Here is a 19096-nt window from a genome sequence, read left to right as displayed (position 1 = left end):
TATAATCATTTATATAGTTTTACGTGCGGGAATCCGCGGAGGTGTGAAAGATATGGATATAGGTGAAATTGTAAACGATGCCATAAGGTATCCCTCCAGTGACTGGAAGAAGGTCATAATACTGGGTGTCCTTATGATAGCCAGTGCTCTAATTTTACCCGCCTTCCTGGTCATGGGGTATGGTTTCAGGGCGCTGAAGGCCTCAATAGCTGGCTTCGATGAACTCCCTGAATTCGATGAGTGGGGAGAGATGTTCGTAGATGGGCTTAAGGTATTCGTTGTTCAGATAGCATACATGATAGTTCCACTGATAATTATATTCGCAGGTGTTCTTGGTTCCTTTACAATGGTTTCACCGGAAACAGGTGTTATCACAAACCCCACAGCCTTCACAGGCCTGTTAAGTGGTACAGTTATAATAGGTATAATACTCGCAATTATCCTTGGACTCATAGAGACGATAGCCATCGCACACATGGCCTACAATGACAGCGAACTCGGTGCAGCCTTCAGGTTCAGTGAGATACTTGATGTGATATCCCAGATCGGATGGCTGGACTACATAATATGGTACATCGTTGTGGGTCTGATCGCAGTGGTAATCGCATTTGTCGCCAGTTTCCTGAATGTGATACCCATAATTGGTACCCTGATTGCGTTCCTTATAATATACCCCTACATCCAGCTCTTCTGGAACAGGGCCCTTGCACTGAGATACGCCTACGAATAAATCAACCTTTTATTTTTTTAATTTTCAGATAAACATTTATAAGGGAACATCCCCTATTTTATAAAGGTCGATGACTTCTTCTAAATTTATATGGACTTAAAAAACTTTATAATATAACTTCCATAGGTATACATTGTTTAGTGGTGATTTGTATGGATGATGATCTGGTCAAAATCGACGATATTGACAGAAAGATAATAGACCTCCTGAATGAGGACGGACGCATGTCCTACAGGAACATATCAAGGATACTCGACGTTTCAGTTGGTACCGTGCACAACCGTGTTGAGAAACTCGTTAAAAAGGGAGTTATAAAGAAATTTGTGCCCATAATCGACCACTCCAAGCTTGGATACAAGCTGACGGCCATCATAGGGGTTAAGGTCAAGGGTGGTGTGCTGAGGAACTGGGAGACAAGGACTGCATACCATAAGAATGTCCTGGCAGTATACGACGTTACAGGAGAATTCGACGCCATACTCATAGGTAAGTTCCGGGACACCGGTGAACTTGACAGCTTCATAAAGGGTCTTCTCAGTGAAGGTGATGTGCAGAGGACATACACACAGACTGTCCTCAACATCGTCAAGGAGGATATGACCTCCACCAAGATGATCGGAGATTAAATTATTTATTTCCTGGACCAGAAATAATAAACATATGGTTATCATTCACTCCCCATCCTATGACCTGCACAACAAGGAGGGGCACGTCGAGAATAGGAGCAGGACCAGGGCCATAATTGATGCCATAGAATCCTCAGACCTCTCCCTGAGGTTCGTGGAGCCTGAGATGGCTGGAATAGATGATATCCTAATGGTCCACAGCAGCGTGCATGTGGAGTACCTTGAGGTCTTCGCAGGTAGGGGTGGGGGATGGCTTGACTATGACACCTACATGACCCCGGAGAGCTTCAGTGTCGCGAGGCTCTCAGCAGGGGGAGCAATGCTGGCGGCTGAGGAGGCCCTCAGGGAGGGGTGGTCCTACTCAATTGGAAGACCCCCTGGCCACCATGCCACCTATGACCGCTCAATGGGTTTCTGTATATTCAACAACATCGCCATCGCCATTGAACATGCCCGCAGGAACCTGGGGGTATCAAGGCCCCTTGTGCTTGATTTCGATGTCCACCATGGGAACGGTACCTCCAGCATATTCTACAGGGAAGGGGATGTGATGTACATATCCATCCATCAGGACCCACGGACCCTCTTCCCTGGAACAGGATTCATTGATGAGGCCGGCTCAGGTGCAGGGGAGGGCTTCAACCTCAACATACCCATGCCCAGGGGTTCAGGTAACCCTGAATACATATGGATACTCCAGAGGATACTGCCAGGGGTCCTTGAGGGGTTCCAGCCAGACATGATCTTTGTATCAGCAGGCTTTGATGCCCACAGAAGGGACCCCCTTGCAGAGATCATGGTGGAGGAGGAGTTCTTCTCATGGATTGGCTGGTTCATACATCAGACAGGACTCCCCTGTGCAGCGGTTCTGGAGGGTGGCTATGACCCTGTGGCCCTTGGAAGATCAAACATCGCATTCCTGAGGGGCCTTGATGGTAAAGAATACGAACCTGAAACAGCTGCACCAGGGGCTGTCTCTGGTTTATTCAGCCAGCTGAGTGACAGGTTTTCACCATACTTCAACTTCTGAGAGGGTATTGAAAATGGAAAGGATCAGATTTGAACAGGCAGAGAAGCTTATAAGGAAGTCATGCATTAACCTCAAGAGGGAACAGGGATTCAGGGATGCCAGTGATGGTGTCATTGACACCGGGAAGCTTCAGGAGGCCATGATGGAACTCATCGAGGCCGAGGAGTACATTTACACAAGCCTCCCAACCCATGAACTTAGAGGTGAGGATGCTTCAGAGTTCTGCAGGAGGCTGATAGTCGCCAGGGAGGCCATTGACCATGTACTCGCAGACTTCGGTGTCCTTGAAAGGCAGGACCCTGCCGAGAGAATAAAGGAGGCTGTAAGGGGTAAACTCATAATTGTGAACAACTCCTCGGTCAAAAAACTCCTTGTGAAGGCAGGGGTGGAATCCCAGAACATCCTGGTTGCAGGAGCTCCCCTCTCAGTCGATGATATGAAGGAGATAAATCCAAAAATCCCTGAGGGTGCCCTGAGGGGTATAGAGAAAAAGATAGAGCACCTCCGCAACGACATTGAAAGGAAGCTTGACACCCTCGAGGATGTTCTGGTTGTGGGTGAATCCGATAAAAGTACTGAACTCCTTGCAGCGAGGGCAGAGGAACTCTATGGTGCCGATTCAAGGTTAAGGGAGAACATAAAGGATCTGACCGCCGAGGAGATCCTGGAGTTACTCTCCTGATTCCTGATTTTTCATGGACCTCATGTCTTTTCCTCAAATGCTGACGAAGAACAGAGAATCTGTCCCTCCACTGATTTTGCAGGTATTGCATGAAAAGACACATCTAATCAAATAGGTAATACTCCACCGGACAAGTATATAAGCAAAGTTTTCATAGTATACTTAAAACCGAGGTAACCATTACTCATGGGGTGTAAAATTTGGGTTTAGTTTGTTTTCCAGATACACAGGACAAGATTCCTAGCATCCCCGTCCACCTCACAAGGGTGGGTGTTACAGGTGTTAAGAAGCTTCTGAAGATAGATAGGGATGGTAGAAGGCCCATAATACTGCTTCCAACATTTGATGCCTTCGTGGATCTCCCGAGTAAACAGCGGGGGATCCACATGTCAAGGAACCCCGAGGCCATAGGTGACGTCCTCGAGGAGGTTGTTGAGAACAACGCACTTGAACTGGAATCCCTCTGCGCAGAGATAGTTAATGAACTCCTCAAGAAGCACAGGTATGCCCGTAGGGCTGAAGTCAGCATGAAGAGCGACTTCATGTTCATGAAAAGGTCCCCGGTGACCCGGAGGAGAAGCCAGGAGATGACAAAGATAATGGCAGACGCCATCGGATACCGGGACGATGAGGGTATAGTCATAAGGAAGATGATAGGGGCGGAGGTTGTGGGGATGACCGTGTGTCCCTGCGCACAGGAATCCGTCAGGGAAACCTCACGTCAGAAGCTCCTTGAATTCCTTGACGATGAAACCGTCGAGAGAGTCCTTGACTGTGTATCCTTCGCCTCCCACAACCAGAGGGGCCGTGGCATGATAATGATAGAGGTCCCGGAGGACCAGACCATAAGGGCTGAGAGACTAATAGACATCATAGAGAGCTCCATGAGTTCACCTGTCTATGAGCTGCTCAAGAGACCCGACGAGAACGCCGTGGTGATGCGTGCCCATGATAATCCCATGTTCGTGGAGGACTGTGTCCGTAACATGGTCCACAGGATAGTCAGTGAGTACCCCCACCTGCCGGATGACACCATCGTTACCGTAAGGCAGATAAACGAGGAGAGCATACACAGACACAACGCCTTCGCAGAGAAGGTTGCCACCATGGGAGAGCTCAGATACGAAATAGAAGAACTTAACGACACCGGGAGCTGATATGATTGATGAAACTGCACAGGATAGCCGGAGAAATCATGGGTTTCTTTGAAGCATTTGAGGGTTCAAGGCCCGCACTCGACTCCCGGGAAATTCTCATAGTGAGGGGGATGTCAAGGAAGAGGATGAATACAGATGACATGTCCCGGGAACTTGATAGTCTGATTGAACACCTTGGAGCCGAGGAACTGGATTTACTCTCAGAGGAGGGCGCCGCCCTCATAGGTGTGATGGATGAACAGATAAGGTCATGTGTGGAGGTTGGAACAGAAACCGATATAGGTGGAATACACCGTCTAAAGGAGTCCCTTGAGGATATGAACTTCAGTGTTGACTATCGCCTCTGCATGGCAGACGAGACAGGTCTCTTCGTGGTCCTCTACAGGGACCGGAGCGGAGTTGGACCCTGTTTTGTTGAGGTTGTTGTCTCTGATCTGTCTGAATAATCTAATTTTAACGGTGCCCCCATGCTCCACTCAAAGGATGAGATCCTCGAACTCCTCCTCCTGGAAGGCCCTGATATACTGGACCTCATGAGGAGGGCCTGTGAACCAGGAAGCGTGACCTACTCGAGGAACGTATTCATACCCCTCACAAGGGCCTGCCGGAACCGCTGCGGCTACTGCACCTTCAGGTCAGACACCCCTGAGCCCCCCCTGCTTGAACCCGAAGACGTGATGGGGGAGGTGAGCAGGGCCATATCCCTTGGATGTACCGAGGCCCTCTTCACCTTTGGTGAGGATGCCCATGAGTTCCCAGGGGTCCAGGAGAAACTGGAGTCCCTTGGCTTCAGGGATATGGTGGATTACACCTATCACCTATGTGAACTGACCCTCGATGCCGGGCTCCTTCCACACACCAATATGGGTGTGATAGGCTACAGGGACCTGAGGAGGCTGAGGGAGGTCAATGCATCCATGGGCCTCATGCTCGAATCGGCGAGTCCGAGGCTCATGGAGACAGATGCCCACCGTGAAAGCCCTGGTAAGGACCCTGAATTGAGGATAAGGATGATAGAGGACGCTGGAAGGCTCAGGATACCCTTCACCACAGGGATACTCATAGGTATAGGTGAGACCCTCCAGGAGAGGGCTGAGTCACTCCTTGAATTGAGGCGCATACAGGACAGGTACGGCCACATACAGGAGATAATAATCCAGAACTTCCGCTCAAAACCTGGAATCCCCATGGAGAATCACCAGGAACCCTCCCTCCTTGAAATGGTGAAGATGGTTGCGGCGGCGAAGATAATGTTCCCTGATGTGAGCATACAGGTCCCGCCGAACCTGAACAGGGAAACAGGTGAGGTCTTCCTCCTGGCGGGTGCAGATGACTGGGGTGGTGTATCACCAATCAGCAGGGACCATGTGAACCCCGAGGCGCCATGGCCTGAGATAGATGAACTCAGGAGGATCACAGAATCTGCTGGATTCGTTCTTGAGGAGAGGCTCCCGGTATACAGAAAGTTCATATCCAGGGAGTTTCTGAGCCCCCGTGTTATTGAAAGGATAGAGGAACTTTACCCCCAGTTCATCCGCTGAAAGTCTTAACGGTGCCCCTGCATGACTAAAGCTCTGCTCCAGGGGCTGGTAGAATTATCTTACCCTCCTGTGGATCCCCCAGTTCAATGAATTCTCCCCTGCAGTAGAGGATGGCGACAGCTCCTGCTATAAGGGCGTCCCTCTGGTGCACAGTCATCTTCACATTTTCAATGCCAAGTTTTCTGATAAGACGGCCAGATAGACCAGCCATGGAATCTGCGGTCCTTGGATGTGTTTCAATGACCTCCACTCCCATGGAGCCAAGTTTCCCTGCCATGCTGATACCCCTCATGGTGAGCTCCCTCATCCCCCTCCAGGTGAGGGGAAGAACACTGCCATACCTCCTAAGCTCCAGGTCAGCCCTTCTGAAGTGTCCATGTCTGCTGCAGCTGCAATCAGCTTCGAGGCAGCATCGTCCGGCAGGCAGGGATATTGGTGCGTCAACTGCCACCACCTCCACAGACTTAACTTCATCGATTATTTCCTGAAGGGAGAATGCGCTTAATATTTCATGCCTGTCGCCCTCCAGGATGAAAACTCCACTCTCCCTTCCATCAGCTGCGGCAGGATCCACACCCGCAACCTTAATGGTCAGAATACCACCTGCGGCTCTTTTAATATCCCTTCAACAGGAAGTTCTATCATCATCTGGAATGTATACTGTGAATGCCAGAAACGTGAAGTTTTATCCTGTATCAGGGGATGCATTCTTATGCTCCACCTTTATCCATGCATCAAGCATTCTCTATCCAGGCAACTAATGTACCCTGACATCAAGGACAACATGCCAGACCCCCGGGGAGTACTTCTTTATAACGCGCCTATCGAGGAGTGAGACCCTCCTTGGATGTGCTGCCCTTTCAATCCGTCTGAGGGGCCTTGAGAATCTTATGGCCTCAGGTGCTGTTTCATGGTAATGTATAACCCCTCCATCCCTGACACACTCCATTGCGGCGTCAAGGAAGTGGTGTGTCCTTCCAACGTAACCCATTATAACCCTGTCAGCATCGAGTTCAGGGGCTACCTCACGGCAGTCCCCCAGGATGGGTTCTATTATCCCTTCAACCCTGTTGAGGGCTATGTTGGATTTGAGGAGTTCAAAGGAGTCCGGGTTTAACTCCACAGAGTAAACCCTGCCGGGATCTGAATGGACTGCCACCGGGATGGAGAAGTACCCTATACCTGCGAACATGTCGACAACGGTCTCACCCTCCCTCACAAGTGATGGTATGCGGATCCTCTCGTTTATGTTACCCCGTGACCACATGACCCTTGAGAGGTCTATCCTGAAGAGGCAGCCGTTCTCCTTGTGGACAGTTTCTGTGCCGCTGCCTGCCATTACCCTCACCCTGGGTCTCCTGAGGGGGCCGTGTATACCCTCCACCCTGATTACACTCCTGGCCCCCTCCCTCTCAAGCAAACCCTCCGGGTCATCCACTTCCCTGTTAAGGACTATAATATCTCCTATCCTTGTCCATTTCATGATTTCACTGTTTAGGGGAGTGTTTAAAAAAATAAATCCATAAATGTTCTTTTTTCCTCCAAGTATTTAATGGCTTCGACGGAAGGCAAAAAAGATAATTATCAAGAAATTAAACCATTTATATATAAATCCAAGGGGTTTTTTTATGAGTAAGGTAAACCGTGACGAGATACTCAACATCCTTGAAGGATACAGCAGGGAAGATATAACAGTAGCAACCCTGGGCAGCCACACATCACTCCACATACTGAACGGTGCAAAGAGGGAGGGCTTCAGAACCGCAGTTGTCTGTGAGAAGGGTCGTGAAGTCCCATATCAGCGATTCAGAGTTGCAGATGAGTTCATAATGGTTGATAAATTCAGTGATATAGTGAATGATGATGTTCAGGACAAATTGAGGTCAATGAACAGCATAATAGTCCCTCACGGATCATTTGTTGCCTACGCAGGGCTTGATCATATTGAAAATGACTTCTATGTTCCAATGTTCGGTAACAGGGATATACTTAGATGGGAATCTGAACGTGACCTTGAGAGGAAGCTCATGAAGGAGGCGGGTATAAGGATACCCTTCAAGTACACTGACCCTGATGAAATAGACAGACCCGTCATGGTCAAGTTCCCAGGCGCCAGGGGTGGTCGTGGATACTTCGTGGCTTCAAGTACAGAGGAGTTCAATGATAAAATCGATTCAATGATGGAGAGGGGCTGGATAACAGAGGATGATGTTAAAGATGCCCACATAGAGGAGTACGTGGCAGGTACCAACTTCTGCATCCACTACTTCTACTCAATCATGAACGATGAGGTCGAACTCATGGGTATGGACAGCAGGTACGAGTCAAATATCGATGGACTCGTAAGGATACCTGCAAGGGACCAGCTTGATATAAACATGGACCCCTCCTACGTGATAACAGGTAACCATCCGGTTGCAATGAGGGAATCCCTCCTCCCCCAGGCCTTTGATATGGGGGACCGGATGGTGGAGGCTGCCAGCAGGATTGTTCCACCAGGTATGAACGGTCCCTTCTGTCTCCAGACCATGTGCACAGATAACCTTGAAATCGTGACATTTGAGATGAGCGCACGTTCAGATGGGGGTACAAACACCTTCATGCACGGTTCAACCTACAGTTACCTCCTCCACGGTGAGGGTATGAGCATGGGCCGCCGTGTTGCAAGGGAGATTAAGGTGGCTGCAGAGGAGGACCGCCTTCCAGAGATCATAACCTGATACTCCCACCCTTCATTTTTTTTATATCTGACTGTATTCAACCCTGGAATTCCATAGCCATTATAAAAAAATCGCAAACTTTAATAAGGACCTCCAGTTATATAACTGATACAGAACACTTTTATGTCCATAGGGACAGCCCTTTGCAGGGTTAAATGAAAACCCTATATATACCATAAAAACATAATAGGATCTAGGACTGTTTTTTATTATTTTTATTAGAGGTGTATCCATGAACGATAAAAACACGCTGAAAGGCACCACAACTGTTGGCATAACATGCAAGGATGGAGTTGTTTTTGCCACAGAGAGAAGGGCCAGTATGGGCAACCTCATAGCCCATAAGGCTACAGACAAGATTTTTAAAATAGATGAACACATAGCAGCAACCATAGCAGGTTCCGTGGCTGATGCCCAGAGCCTCATGAAGTACCTCAAGGCTGAGGCTGCACTTTACCGCATGAGGAACTCAGAGAAAATAAGCATAGAGGCCGCAGCTGCACTTGCAGCTAATATACTGCACTCATCACGTTTCTACCCATTCATAGTCCAGACACTCCTTGGAGGTGTTGACGAGAACGGTGCGAAGATCTACTCCCTTGATCCATCAGGAGGGATGATACCAGACAAGTTCGTCTCAACGGGTTCCGGTTCACCGGTTGCCTACGGTGTCCTTGAGGACAGATACAGCGATGATATATACGTGGACGAGGCTGTGGATGTGGCCATAAGGGCCATAAAATCCGCCATGGAGAGGGACACCTACTCAGGTAACGGAATCCTTGTGGCGACCGTTACAGAGGAGGAAGGCTTCAGGATGCTTGGTGAAGAGGAAATCCAGAGAAGGATTGAAAACCTCAACTGATTTTTTCCCTATTTTTAACCGCAGTAAACAACTGTTTACTGATACCCCCTGTTTTTTAGAAGTGATCTTATGGTTTCAGAGATGCTTGAAGAAATCAAAAGGACAATAATGCAGAGACTTCCCGATAGGGTCCAGGTTGCGAAGGTGGAATTCGAGGGACCCGAGGTGGTAATCTACACAAAGAACCCCGAGATAATAACCGAGAACGGCAACCTCATAAGGGACATTGCAAAGGATATCCGGAAGAGGATAATTATAAGATCCGACAGGTCAGTCCTCATGGACCCTGAGAAGGCCATAAGGAAGATACATGAAATAGTGCCCGAGGAGGCCAAGATAACCAACATATCCTTTGATGATGTCACCTGTGAGGTAATAATTGAGGCCAGAAAGCCCGGGCTGGTGATAGGCAAGTACGGGTCAACGTCAAGGGAAATAGTCAAAAACACTGGATGGGCTCCCAAGATACTGAGAACACCACCAATATCATCTGAGATAATAGAAAGAATACGCAGAACACTTAGGAAGAATAGCAAGGAAAGAAAGAAGATTCTGCAGCAGCTTGGGAACCGTATACATCAGAGGCCAAAGTATGATAATGACTGGGCCAGGCTCACCGCCATGGGTGGTTTCAGGGAGGTTGGAAGATCCTGCCTCTACCTTCAGACACCCAACAGCAGGGTCCTCCTGGACTGTGGTGTCAACGTTGCAGGTGGAGATGATAAGAACTCCTACCCCTACCTCAATGTCCCTGAATTCACCCTTGACAGTCTTGACGCAGTCATAATCACCCATGCACACCTGGACCACTCAGGCTTCCTCCCCTACCTCTACCACTACGGCTACGATGGACCAGTGTACTGCACGGCACCAACAAGGGACCTCATGACACTCCTGCAGCTGGACCACATCGACATCGCCCACAGGGAGGACGAACCCCTACCATTCAATGTGAAGCACGTTAAGAAGAGCGTGAAGCACACAATAACCCTGGACTATGGTGAGGTGACAGACATAGCCCCTGATATAAGGCTGACACTCCACAACGCGGGTCACATCCTGGGGTCTGCCATGGCACACCTCCACATAGGGGATGGGCAGCACAACATGGTCTACACAGGGGACTTCAAGTATGAGCAGAGCAGGCTCCTGGAGGCTGCGGCAAACAGGTTCCCCAGGATTGAAACCCTTGTGATGGAGAGCACCTACGGGGGCCATGAGGATGTCCAGCCATCAAGGAACCGTGCAGAGAAGGAACTTGTTAAGACCATCTATTCAACCCTCAAGAGGGGGGGTAAGATACTCATACCGGTCTTCGCTGTTGGAAGGGCCCAGGAACTCATGATAGTCCTTGAGGAGTACATAAGGACTGGTATAATCGACGAGGTACCTGTCTACATTGATGGTATGATCTGGGAGGCCAATGCAATCCACACTGCAAGGCCAGAGTACCTCAGCAAGGACCTCAGGGATCAGATATTCCACATGGGTCACAACCCCTTCATCTCAGACATCTTCCACAAGGTTAACGGTATGGATGAGCGAAAGGCCATAGTTGAGGGCGAACCATCCATAATCCTTTCAACTTCAGGTATGCTGACTGGAGGTAACTCCCTGGAGTACTTCAAGTGGCTCTGTGAGGACCCGGACAATTCCCTGGTATTTGTGGGTTACCAGGCCGAGGGGTCCCTTGGTAGAAGGATACAGAAGGGGTGGAAGGAGATCCCCCTCAAGGATGAGGATGACAAGATGAGGGTCTACAATGTCAGGATGAACATAAAGACAATTGAGGGTTTCAGCGGTCACTCAGACAGGAGGCAGCTAATGGAATACGTCAAGAGGATATCACCGAAACCAGAGAAGATACTTCTATGCCACGGAGACAACTACAAGACACTGGACCTGGCATCAAGTATCTACAGGACATACAGGATAGAGACCAAGACTCCCCTGAACCTGGAAACCGTCAGGATACAGTGAGGCTAACTATTTAGATAACCTTAAACTATTCTTTAGTGGTGATTTAATGGTAACCTATTCAGAATCTGGAGTGGACATAGACCTGGAGGAGCTCACTGTTTCCAGCTTAACCTCCAGGTTGAGTGACACCCTTAAGTACTGTGACGTTATCACCGGGGCAGGGCACTTCGCGGCCCTGGTAAGAATGGGTGATACGGCCATAGCCATGAGCACCGATGGTGTGGGGAGCAAGATCCTTGTGGCGGAGATGATGAACCGTTACGATACTGTGGGTATAGACTGTATTGCAATGGTCGTCAATGACATCCTCTGTGTGGGTGCAAGACCGGCTGCACTTGTTGATTACCTTGCAGTCGAACACCCGGACCCCGAAGTGGCCGGGGAGATAGGGAAGGGACTTGCAATGGGCGCTGAAATGGCGAAGGTCGCCATAATAGGTGGTGAGACAGCATCCCTCCCCGGTATAATCCGGAACCTTGACCTTGCAGCCACCGGGATAGGATTTGTTGATGTGGAAAGGGTCATAACCGGTGAGGATGTTTCCCCCGGCGACGTTGTCATAGGCCTGGAGAGCAACGGGATACACAGCAATGGCCTCAGCCTCGCACGCAGGGTATTCTTTGATGAGCTTGAACTTTCACCTGCAGACGAGATGCCAGGATCCAGCACCAGCGTCGGTGAAGAACTCCTGAGGCCCACAAGGATCTACGTGGAGCCCATCATGGGACTGATTGAATCAGATGTTGATGTCCATGGCCTGGCCCACATAACCGGGGGAGGTTTTGGCAACCTCAAAAGACTTAGAAAGGATGTTGGCTACCGCCTCGATTCCCTGCCAGAACCACAGCAGATATTCAGTGTTATCCGCGAGGCAGGGGTTGACATAGGGGAGATGTACCGGGTATTCAACATGGGCATAGGTTTCTGTGCAGTTGTAGCCCCTGATGACATGGATGAGGCCCTCAGTATCCTTGGAGATGGAGCCCACCCCATAGGAGAGGTCACAGATAGGGGCTCAGAGGTTGAACTTGAAGCCTACACCGGTGAAACCATAAAGCTTTAGGAGGACTTTTATGAGGATAAGCCCTGAAGAGGAAATTAAAATCATAAAGGAAATACTCACTGCCATGAATGTTCCTGAGGAGAGCTCAGACATAGTTGCAGATGTAACAGTTGACGCTGACCTCAAGGGATTCAGCTCACATGGAATCGGGAGGTTCCCCCAGTACGTTGAGGGATTGAGGCACGGGACGATAAGGGCTGATGGTGACATAACCATTGAGCGGGAAACCGAATCAACGGCCCTCATAAATGGTAACCACATATTCGGACACGTTGTTGCCTACAGGGCCATGGAGCTTGCCATTGAGAAGGCCAGAGCTACAGGTGTTGGCCTTGTAGGTGTCCACGACTCCAACCATTTCGGGGTCGCCGGATACTACTCAGATATGGCTGTCATGAATGACATGATAGGTGTTGTTATAGCAAACACCGAACCCGCCGTCGCACCCATTGGGGGCGGGAAACCCATCCTTGGAACCAACCCCCTGGCCATAGGCATCCCATCAAACAGGCACTATGTCTCTGTGGACATGGCAACATCGGCCTCGGCCCGGGGAAAACTCCTTGAGGCCGCCAGGAAGGGTGAGAGTATACCTGAAAATGTTGCCCTGGATGCTGAGGGTAACCCCACCACAGACCCTGAGATGGCCCTTAAGGGCTCCATCCTACCCTTCGGTGGACATAAGGGATACGCCCTCTCCTTCATGATAGAGATACTTGCAGGGCCCCTGGTTGGGGCCGCCTTCGGAACAGCTGTCAGGGGGACAGCAAATCCTGAGGAGATGTGCACCAAGGGGGACCTCATGATGGCCATCGACCCCTCAAAGATGGTTAACCCCGATGAGTTCAGGGCCCAGGTTGATGAACTCATCGATGAGGTTAAATCAACCGGCGACGTCCTCATACCAGGTGACATCGAGGCCATGAACATAAAGAGAAGGCGTGCTGAGGGTATTGAACTGGATGAAAAGCTCCTTGAGAGGATTCTTGGAATAGCAGAAGAGCTTGATCTAAATCTTGAAATTAAGGAGCTATGAAAGTGGATAGTAGCGAAGCTGTTTACGCGGGTATGATGGATGCAGGGATAGATTTCACCGTTAGCGTCCCCTGCGTGAACCTAAGGGCAGTCCTTGAGATGGTGGATGCTGACCCCGGGATCATGCACGTACCGGTTACCCGTGAGGAGGAGGGCTTCGGTGTCGCAGCCGGGGCCCACATGGCTGGAAGGACAACCGCCATACTAATGCAGAACTCCGGGCTAGGTAACTCTGTGAACGTCCTGGCATCCCTTTACAGCCTCTACCATATCCCCATAACCATGATTGTAAGTCACAGGGGCACCGAGGGGGAGTTCATGGAGGCCCAGGTTCCCATGGGGAGGGCCACTGAGGATATACTGAGGATCCTTGAAATACCCTTCATAACCCCCAGAAGTCCCGATGAGGCCAGGAAGTCCATAGTGGAATTTACAGAGACATCCATAAGGATGGGTAAGCCTGTGGCGGTCCTGCTGGATGTATCCTACTGGTGATATTATGCTTGAGAGAATTGAAGCCATAGAGAGAATCACTGGTGCCCTTAAGGATGAACTCGTGGTTTGCAACCTTGGGTTCCCATCAAGGGAGCTCTACAGTATCAGAGACTCACCTAGGCACTTCTACATGCTTGGATCCATGGGCATGGCATCCTCCATCGGACTTGGACTTGCGCTTTCACAGGAGCGCAGGGTGGTTGTGCTGGACGGTGATGGTTCAATCCTCATGAACCTCGGCGGACTTGTCACTGCAGCGGCACAGTCCCCTGAAAACCTCATCATAGTCCTCCTCGACAACAGGTGCTATGCAACCACCGGCTCACAGTGCACCTACGCCGATGTTATAGACCTGGGGGCCGTTGCAGAGTCCATGGGATTCAATGTGATCAGATTCACCGATGAACTGGACTTTGAAAGGGCGCTGAAAATGGATGGCCCTGTCTTCGCCCATGTCCCTGTGAAGCCAGGGAACGCTGATGTACCTGTCATCGATCTCGATGCAGAGGAGATAATAGAACGCTTCATTAAGGAGGTCCAGGGAGCCACTGAGGATTGAAACATGTACCTGATTTTAATTAGCTATCCCCTGTAGGTTGCATAGAAACCATCGGTATCAGCATAGACTGTGTGGAAACCAAATTCCTCTGCAGTTTTTATTGTTTTCTTGATATAGTCTCTGCCCCATGCGGTTATGGCCTCGGCGCACTCCATGGAGTACCAGCGGAACCTTGAGTACCCGTATACCCCGTACATGGTGTTTGCAAGTCTCTTGAGGGCCTCCTGCTGCACATTGAGTATCTTCCTCTCCATGGGATCATCTGATCCCTTCATCTCCTCCTTGATCCTCACCCTCTCTGAGAGTATTTCACCTATAACTGAGGGTACGAATCCCCTGGGACTTTTGCGGAATCTGTAACCGTATTCAGGGGCCACGTAGCATTCAGATTCATCCTCATCTGTCAGGGTGTCTGGTGAGATGTTCTTTGAGATTATTATGCTGGGGTAGAGGCTCCTGAAGTCAAACTGGACTATGTTCTCGTGGAGACCCTTCTCTGGTTCCTTGACGTATCCGCCGACCGCCCTGCGCCCCCTCCTCCTGGAGAAGTCTGACTGGGATGGCTTGTTTGGTACCAGTTCCCCGTACTGGTATGCCTTGCGGACAAGGAACCATTCCGCCTGCTGACCCGTTGCCATGCGGGAGATGTCGAATAGTGGCTGGCCCACCAGCCGGGTGAGCTCCAGGTTGAGGGGGAGTATCTTCTCTGCTATCCTGTGGGTTGCAACAACATCATCCAGGGAGTACCTGAAGAGTTCATCCCTCAGCTCATCCCGGTCCCAGTACTCCCAGAGCCTGTCACCGGGGAGGTCGATCTTCTCCTCGCCGAAAAGTTCCTGGTAGACCCTCTCCAGGGTGTACCTGTCAAGGTTCATGTACCTCCTCATGACCGGGTAGAGGTCCACGTGCACCGTTCCCTTTATGGCTGTGGCGTTTGCGAAACCCCTCCTCATGGTCCTGATCTTTGAACCATCCCAGCCGAGGTCGAGTTCCGCGCCCAGGAGAGCCGCCCTCCTTGTTATGTAGGGAAAGTCAAAGTTGTCTGAGTTGTATCCCACCAGTATGTCCGGTTTCTTATCAATTACGATCTCTGCGAATCTCTCAAGTAGTTCCCTTTCATCCTCAACCACCTCAACAAAGTCAAGGTGGTCGCCAGTTGTTGATATGACAGATTCGTAGCCCATGTTACCGGCGATGCCAATCATCACTATTTCGTCCTTTTCAGGGTCAGGCATGCCATGGGGGTTCCTCACCTCGATGTCAAAGCTCAGGATGTCGAGTTGAGTTGCCACTGAGCCTGTGCTCTGGACCCTGCCGGTTACCTCCACCGTCCTGACGTCTGTGGTGACTGATGGTGCTGAGTCCACCTCGACACCCTGGAACTCCAGCTCCTCCATGGGTACGATGGATTTATCTATGAGGTAGCGCCTGTAGAATGGGATGTCATGTTCCCTTATATCCCTGACAGATTCCAGGTTCCTTATCCTGTCCCTGATCTTCGGCACTTCCTGGGGGTGTTTGAATTCTATTCTGATGACCTCTGTGGACCTTCCAAGGTCCCTCATCTCTTTGACTTCCAGTTTCTCCAGTTCCAGTTCCTCGAGTTCCCTGAGGCATTCATCGAGGTTAGTGGGGATTGCGTAGATGTAGGGTCTGAATGAGCTGTCGTAGGCTATTATGGGCTCATTCCCGCCGCCTTTATCCTTACCGAAGAGTCTGATAACCGGTGCCTCGTCGACGATAACGTAGTCGATGTCGAGGAGGACCATCCTGTAATTTTCCATGTGAAATATTCTGTTATGTGAGACTAATAAAGTGTTCCCGGTGATGAACTTCGCTTTACTGTTCTATAACGAAGTTAAGTGTGCAGGTGCTCCTAAACATACTCCCCCCATTTATTCCTCACCCTCCATACGGTAGGCCTCAAGGGCTGCATATGCAAGACCAAGGACCAGTGGCCCCACAATGAAGCCAGCGACCCCCCAGACCACCGGTCCACCCAGAAATCCCACAAGGAATATCATGGGGTGGATATCCGCGTACTTACCTGATAGCTTGGGCCTCAGGTATATGTCAATGGTGCTGAGGAAGAGCCCGAATATCAGGACAAGGATTCCCCTCAGGATGTTTCCTGTGACAAAGTCATAGATGGAGAGGGGTGTGTAGGCGGCCCATGGCCCTATCACAGGTATCAGCTGAAAGAGGCCCGTCATTATACCCAGGAGTATGGCGTAGGGGTATCCGAGAAGATAAAAGCCAGTTGCAGCCATTAAACCTATTGCAAGGGCTGTCAGGAAGTGGCCATAGAATATGCTGAGGAGAACCCTCTCGGTCTCGGAGGCCATTCGCTCCATGAAGGGCCTTGTCTCCTCCGGTATCAGGGTCCTGATGTAACCCAGGAGTCTCCCACCATCCCTTGCAAAGTAGAAGGTTGATGAAAGGAATACGAAGAGCTGAAGGGATATCATTGGTACAGACTGGAGGATGGCCACAACATAGTTGAGTGAACCGCTTAGGATGTCCCTCAGAACCGTTCTCAGGCTTGCAAGTGTGTTCTCCGCCGAGGGCTGTAGATTTCCAGCCCCTGGTACGTGGATGCTCCCTGCGAGTGAAAGGAGAGATGGGGCTGAATTTATTATGGAATCAACTGTGAATACAAGGATTCCAACGAGGGGCATTATGACCACGATCATTGCAAGGATGATGGATACCGAGAGGTATGGTATCCTCCGGTTTATCCTCAGGGCTACGGGCCTTACAATGTAGGCGAATACGGCTCCAAGGAATAGCATGGTCCAGAGGGGGTATACCACAATTGCTGACAGAAGTAAAAGGGCCATCACAGGGAATGACGCCGATGTCAGTGCACCCCTCAGTCTCTCTATCATGTTACCACCAGCTCACCAGGGCACTCTCCTGCCAGCCGGGTCCCGCCTGTAACGGCCAAACTCCCTTATCCTAGATAGTTCCTGACTCCAGAATACAGGTCCCTCTGCACATACCCTGAAGCCGGTATCATCAAGGCAGCACTGGCCACAGATACCCACCGCACACTTCATGTATCTCTCAAGGGAGAGCTGGGTAGGGACAGCGTTCTCATCCAGTATCCTCATCACCTGGAACATCATGGGCTCCGGGCCGCAGACAGCAGCCATATCATGTTCTAACTCAAGTTCGAGGAGGCGCTCATGGGCGAAACCCTTAAATCCACAGGACCCATCGTCCGTGCACGTACTGATATTCACACCGGCAGCCTCAAGCCTGTCTAGGAAGAGGAGCTCATCTACTGTCCTTGCAGCCACAAGTGCATCCACACGCATACCCCTTGCGGTGGCCTCATCTGCCAGGGCTGCCAGGGGCGCCATCCCTATCCCGCCCCCCACCAGGAGCAGGTTTCTGCCCATGAGTTCAAATCCCCTGCCATAGGGTCCCCTGATACCCAAGAGGTCGCCCTCACTGAGTCCATGGACCCTCCCGGTGAATTCACCGACCCTCCTTATGGATATTCCTATCTCCGACCTCACATGGTCGATGAGGGAGACAGACATGGGTTTCTCGTCCCTGAAATCCCAGACCATGACGAACTGTCCCGGCCTAACCTCCCGTCTGAAGTCCCAGCTGAATATGAAGGTCTTCACGGTTTCAGATTCCTCAACTATCCTCTTAATCTCAAGAACCTCTGGAACATTCATGGAATCCATCTCCCTAATCATGTGCCAGCCCCACCATCTCATCCACCGATGAGAATCCTTCGGCCATCATGAAGGCCTCAAGGCCCCTGCATATCTTCATGAAAACCTCGGGGCCATCATACATTATGGCTGTTCCAATCTGAACGGCCCTTGCACCTGCAAAGAGGAACTCGACTGCATCCTGGAAGTCCCTGACACCTCCCACACCCATTATGGGGATATCAACGCTGCGGTAAACGTCATAGACGCATCTGACCGCGACGGGTTTTATTGCCGGACCTGACATGCCTCCGAAGGCATTGGAGAGTATGGGCCTTGCTGTCTTTATATCGATCTTCATCCCGGGTCCGAGGGAGTTTATTAGGGTAAGGGCGTCTGAACCGGCCTCCTCGGCACTCCGTGCTATCTCCACGATGTCTGTGACGTTTGGTGTGAGCTTGGTGGATACCGGGGCGTCCACTGCATCCTTAACAGCAGAAACAACCCTGAAGGTCAGTTCAGGGTCCTGTCCAATTGCTGCACCACACCCTGCCATGGCGTGGGGGCAGGAGACGTTCAGTTCAATCATGTCAGCGTATTCCTCCACTGAAGCCGCTGCTGAGGCAAATTCCTCGGGTGAGGCTCCATAGACTGATGCTATCAGAGGTACCTCCTCATCCACCAGCTTCAGCTCCTCCCTGAATGCCTCAACACCTGGGTTTGAGAGTCCAATTGCGTTTATGACCCCGCCTGTGACCTCCACGGTTGTGGGATTTCTGTATCCCGGGTTGGGCTTGAGTGAGAAGGACTTGGTCACAACAGCCCCTGCACCCCCACGGTAAATCCTGTTAAGGGACGATGCCATGCTACCCATGACCCCTGCAGCCAGTATGGTCGGGTTCCGGAGTTCAATATTACATATGCTGGTCTCAAGCATGAAAA

20 protein-coding genes are annotated in these 19096 nt (G+C 50.6%); 14 read left to right on the top strand and 6 right to left on the bottom strand.

Annotation, left to right across the window (positions count from 1 at the left end; genetic code table 11):
- Positions 1–52 precede the first annotated feature (52 nt).
- The 7 genes from DNK57_RS05245 to cofG all read left to right on the top strand — a co-directional run bounded on the left by DNK57_RS05245 (position 53) and on the right by cofG (position 5766).
- Positions 53–730 (top strand): DUF4013 domain-containing protein, encoded by a 678-nt coding sequence (locus tag DNK57_RS05245; protein ID WP_192961985.1) that lies wholly within the window; start codon positions 53–55, stop codon positions 728–730.
- A 152-nt stretch (positions 731–882) separates the two neighbouring features.
- On the top strand, positions 883–1356 hold the full coding sequence (locus DNK57_RS05240; RefSeq protein ID WP_048060987.1) for an Lrp/AsnC family transcriptional regulator: 474 nt from the start codon (positions 883–885) through the stop codon (positions 1354–1356).
- A 34-nt stretch (positions 1357–1390) separates the two neighbouring features.
- Positions 1391–2386 (top strand): histone deacetylase family protein, encoded by a 996-nt coding sequence (locus DNK57_RS05235; protein WP_192961984.1) that lies wholly within the window; start codon positions 1391–1393, stop codon positions 2384–2386.
- Between the two features lie 13 nt (positions 2387–2399).
- Complete coding sequence (locus DNK57_RS05230) at positions 2400–3068, top strand: SepCysE family protein (protein WP_192961983.1); 669 nt, start codon at positions 2400–2402, stop codon at positions 3066–3068.
- Positions 3069–3268: 200 nt separating this feature from the next.
- Positions 3269–4225: a GTP cyclohydrolase MptA gene (gene mptA, locus DNK57_RS05225; protein ID WP_192961982.1), complete on the top strand. Its 957-nt coding sequence runs from the start codon at positions 3269–3271 to the stop codon at positions 4223–4225.
- 8 nt (positions 4226–4233) lie between these two features.
- On the top strand, positions 4234–4671 hold the full coding sequence (locus DNK57_RS05220) for a DUF2120 family protein (RefSeq protein ID WP_192961981.1): 438 nt from the start codon (positions 4234–4236) through the stop codon (positions 4669–4671).
- A 21-nt stretch (positions 4672–4692) separates the two neighbouring features.
- Positions 4693–5766, top strand: coding sequence for a 7,8-didemethyl-8-hydroxy-5-deazariboflavin synthase subunit CofG (gene cofG, locus DNK57_RS05215; RefSeq protein WP_192961980.1), 1074 nt, complete (start codon positions 4693–4695; stop codon positions 5764–5766).
- A gap of 25 nt (positions 5767–5791) precedes the next feature.
- Here the strand turns inward: cofG and DNK57_RS05210 are convergent, their stop codons facing one another.
- Together DNK57_RS05210 and DNK57_RS05205 are read right to left on the bottom strand one after the other, a co-directional pair.
- Positions 5792–6340 (bottom strand): DUF429 domain-containing protein, encoded by a 549-nt coding sequence (locus tag DNK57_RS05210; protein WP_192961979.1) that lies wholly within the window; start codon positions 6338–6340, stop codon positions 5792–5794.
- Between the two features lie 183 nt (positions 6341–6523).
- On the bottom strand, positions 6524–7249 hold the full coding sequence (locus tag DNK57_RS05205) for a class I SAM-dependent methyltransferase (RefSeq protein WP_192961978.1): 726 nt from the start codon (positions 7247–7249) through the stop codon (positions 6524–6526).
- A gap of 145 nt (positions 7250–7394) precedes the next feature.
- On the opposite strand from DNK57_RS05205, the gene DNK57_RS05200 reads away from it, so the two are divergent.
- The 7 genes from DNK57_RS05200 to comE all read left to right on the top strand — a co-directional run bounded on the left by DNK57_RS05200 (position 7395) and on the right by comE (position 14483).
- Positions 7395–8486 (top strand): formate--phosphoribosylaminoimidazolecarboxamide ligase, encoded by a 1092-nt coding sequence (locus DNK57_RS05200; RefSeq protein ID WP_192961977.1) that lies wholly within the window; start codon positions 7395–7397, stop codon positions 8484–8486.
- A 232-nt stretch (positions 8487–8718) separates the two neighbouring features.
- On the top strand, positions 8719–9351 hold the full coding sequence (gene psmB, locus DNK57_RS05195; RefSeq protein ID WP_192961976.1) for an archaeal proteasome endopeptidase complex subunit beta: 633 nt from the start codon (positions 8719–8721) through the stop codon (positions 9349–9351).
- Between the two features lie 69 nt (positions 9352–9420).
- Positions 9421–11331 (top strand): beta-CASP ribonuclease aCPSF1, encoded by a 1911-nt coding sequence (locus DNK57_RS05190; protein ID WP_192961975.1) that lies wholly within the window; start codon positions 9421–9423, stop codon positions 11329–11331.
- 46 nt (positions 11332–11377) lie between these two features.
- Positions 11378–12394, top strand: a complete 1017-nt coding sequence (purM, locus tag DNK57_RS05185; RefSeq protein WP_192961974.1) for a phosphoribosylformylglycinamidine cyclo-ligase — start codon at positions 11378–11380, stop codon at positions 12392–12394.
- Between the two features lie 10 nt (positions 12395–12404).
- Positions 12405–13430, top strand: a complete 1026-nt coding sequence (gene comC, locus DNK57_RS05180; RefSeq protein WP_192961973.1) for an L-sulfolactate dehydrogenase — start codon at positions 12405–12407, stop codon at positions 13428–13430.
- Positions 13427–13924 carry a sulfopyruvate decarboxylase subunit alpha gene (comD, locus tag DNK57_RS05175; protein WP_192961972.1) on the top strand — a complete coding sequence of 166 codons (498 nt, stop codon included), beginning with the start codon at positions 13427–13429 and terminating at the stop codon, positions 13922–13924. Before comC ends, comD begins: the two co-directional genes overlap by 4 nt.
- A 4-nt stretch (positions 13925–13928) precedes the next feature.
- Positions 13929–14483 (top strand): sulfopyruvate decarboxylase subunit beta, encoded by a 555-nt coding sequence (comE, locus tag DNK57_RS05170; RefSeq protein WP_192961971.1) that lies wholly within the window; start codon positions 13929–13931, stop codon positions 14481–14483.
- A gap of 23 nt (positions 14484–14506) precedes the next feature.
- On the opposite strand, the gene polB1 is transcribed toward comE, so the two are convergent.
- The 4 genes from polB1 to DNK57_RS05150 form a co-directional block, all read right to left on the bottom strand.
- A complete protein-coding gene (polB1, locus tag DNK57_RS05165) occupies positions 14507–16267 on the bottom strand; it encodes a DNA polymerase PolB subunit 1 (protein ID WP_192961970.1) in 1761 nt (586 codons plus the stop codon).
- Positions 16268–16378: 111 nt separating this feature from the next.
- Entirely contained in the window at positions 16379–17371 is a 993-nt protein-coding gene (locus DNK57_RS05160; protein WP_192961969.1) for an AI-2E family transporter, read from the bottom strand.
- A gap of 12 nt (positions 17372–17383) precedes the next feature.
- Positions 17384–18184 carry a dihydroorotate dehydrogenase electron transfer subunit gene (locus tag DNK57_RS05155; protein WP_394354493.1) on the bottom strand — a complete coding sequence of 267 codons (801 nt, stop codon included), beginning with the start codon at positions 18182–18184 and terminating at the stop codon, positions 17384–17386.
- Between the two features lie 4 nt (positions 18185–18188).
- Positions 18189–19091 (bottom strand): dihydroorotate dehydrogenase, encoded by a 903-nt coding sequence (locus DNK57_RS05150; RefSeq protein ID WP_192961968.1) that lies wholly within the window; start codon positions 19089–19091, stop codon positions 18189–18191.
- Positions 19092–19096 lie beyond the last annotated feature (5 nt).

Origin of the sequence: Methanothermobacter thermautotrophicus (assembly GCF_014889545.1) — an archaeon.
GTDB classification, from domain to species: Archaea; Methanobacteriota; Methanobacteria; order Methanobacteriales; family Methanothermobacteraceae; genus Methanothermobacter; species Methanothermobacter thermautotrophicus_A.
Note: the sequence above shows the minus strand (reverse complement) of the source record. Positions and strands in the feature narration are given on the sequence as shown.

Bases quoted from the DNA above. Each gene is read 5' to 3' on its own strand.
- DNK57_RS05245 (WP_192961985.1), top strand. From the start codon at position 53: ATGGATATAGGTGAAATTGTAAACGATGCCATAAGGTATCCCTCCAGT.
- DNK57_RS05240 (WP_048060987.1), top strand. From the start codon at position 883: ATGGATGATGATCTGGTCAAAATCGACGATATTGACAGAAAGATAATA.
- DNK57_RS05235 (WP_192961984.1), top strand. From the start codon at position 1,391: ATGGTTATCATTCACTCCCCATCCTATGACCTGCACAACAAGGAGGGG.
- DNK57_RS05230 (WP_192961983.1), top strand. From the start codon at position 2,400: ATGGAAAGGATCAGATTTGAACAGGCAGAGAAGCTTATAAGGAAGTCA.
- DNK57_RS05220 (WP_192961981.1), top strand. From the start codon at position 4,234: ATGAAACTGCACAGGATAGCCGGAGAAATCATGGGTTTCTTTGAAGCA.
- cofG (WP_192961980.1), top strand. From the start codon at position 4,693: ATGCTCCACTCAAAGGATGAGATCCTCGAACTCCTCCTCCTGGAAGGC.
- DNK57_RS05205 (WP_192961978.1), bottom strand. From the start codon at position 7,249: ATGAAATGGACAAGGATAGGAGATATTATAGTCCTTAACAGGGAAGTG.
- DNK57_RS05200 (WP_192961977.1), top strand. From the start codon at position 7,395: ATGAGTAAGGTAAACCGTGACGAGATACTCAACATCCTTGAAGGATAC.
- psmB (WP_192961976.1), top strand. From the start codon at position 8,719: ATGAACGATAAAAACACGCTGAAAGGCACCACAACTGTTGGCATAACA.
- DNK57_RS05190 (WP_192961975.1), top strand. From the start codon at position 9,421: ATGGTTTCAGAGATGCTTGAAGAAATCAAAAGGACAATAATGCAGAGA.
- purM (WP_192961974.1), top strand. From the start codon at position 11,378: ATGGTAACCTATTCAGAATCTGGAGTGGACATAGACCTGGAGGAGCTC.
- comC (WP_192961973.1), top strand. From the start codon at position 12,405: ATGAGGATAAGCCCTGAAGAGGAAATTAAAATCATAAAGGAAATACTC.
- comD (WP_192961972.1), top strand. From the start codon at position 13,427: ATGAAAGTGGATAGTAGCGAAGCTGTTTACGCGGGTATGATGGATGCA.
- comE (WP_192961971.1), top strand. From the start codon at position 13,929: ATGCTTGAGAGAATTGAAGCCATAGAGAGAATCACTGGTGCCCTTAAG.
- polB1 (WP_192961970.1), bottom strand. From the start codon at position 16,267: ATGGAAAATTACAGGATGGTCCTCCTCGACATCGACTACGTTATCGTC.
- DNK57_RS05160 (WP_192961969.1), bottom strand. From the start codon at position 17,371: ATGATAGAGAGACTGAGGGGTGCACTGACATCGGCGTCATTCCCTGTG.
- DNK57_RS05155 (WP_394354493.1), bottom strand. From the start codon at position 18,184: ATGGATTCCATGAATGTTCCAGAGGTTCTTGAGATTAAGAGGATAGTT.
- DNK57_RS05150 (WP_192961968.1), bottom strand. From the start codon at position 19,091: ATGCTTGAGACCAGCATATGTAATATTGAACTCCGGAACCCGACCATA.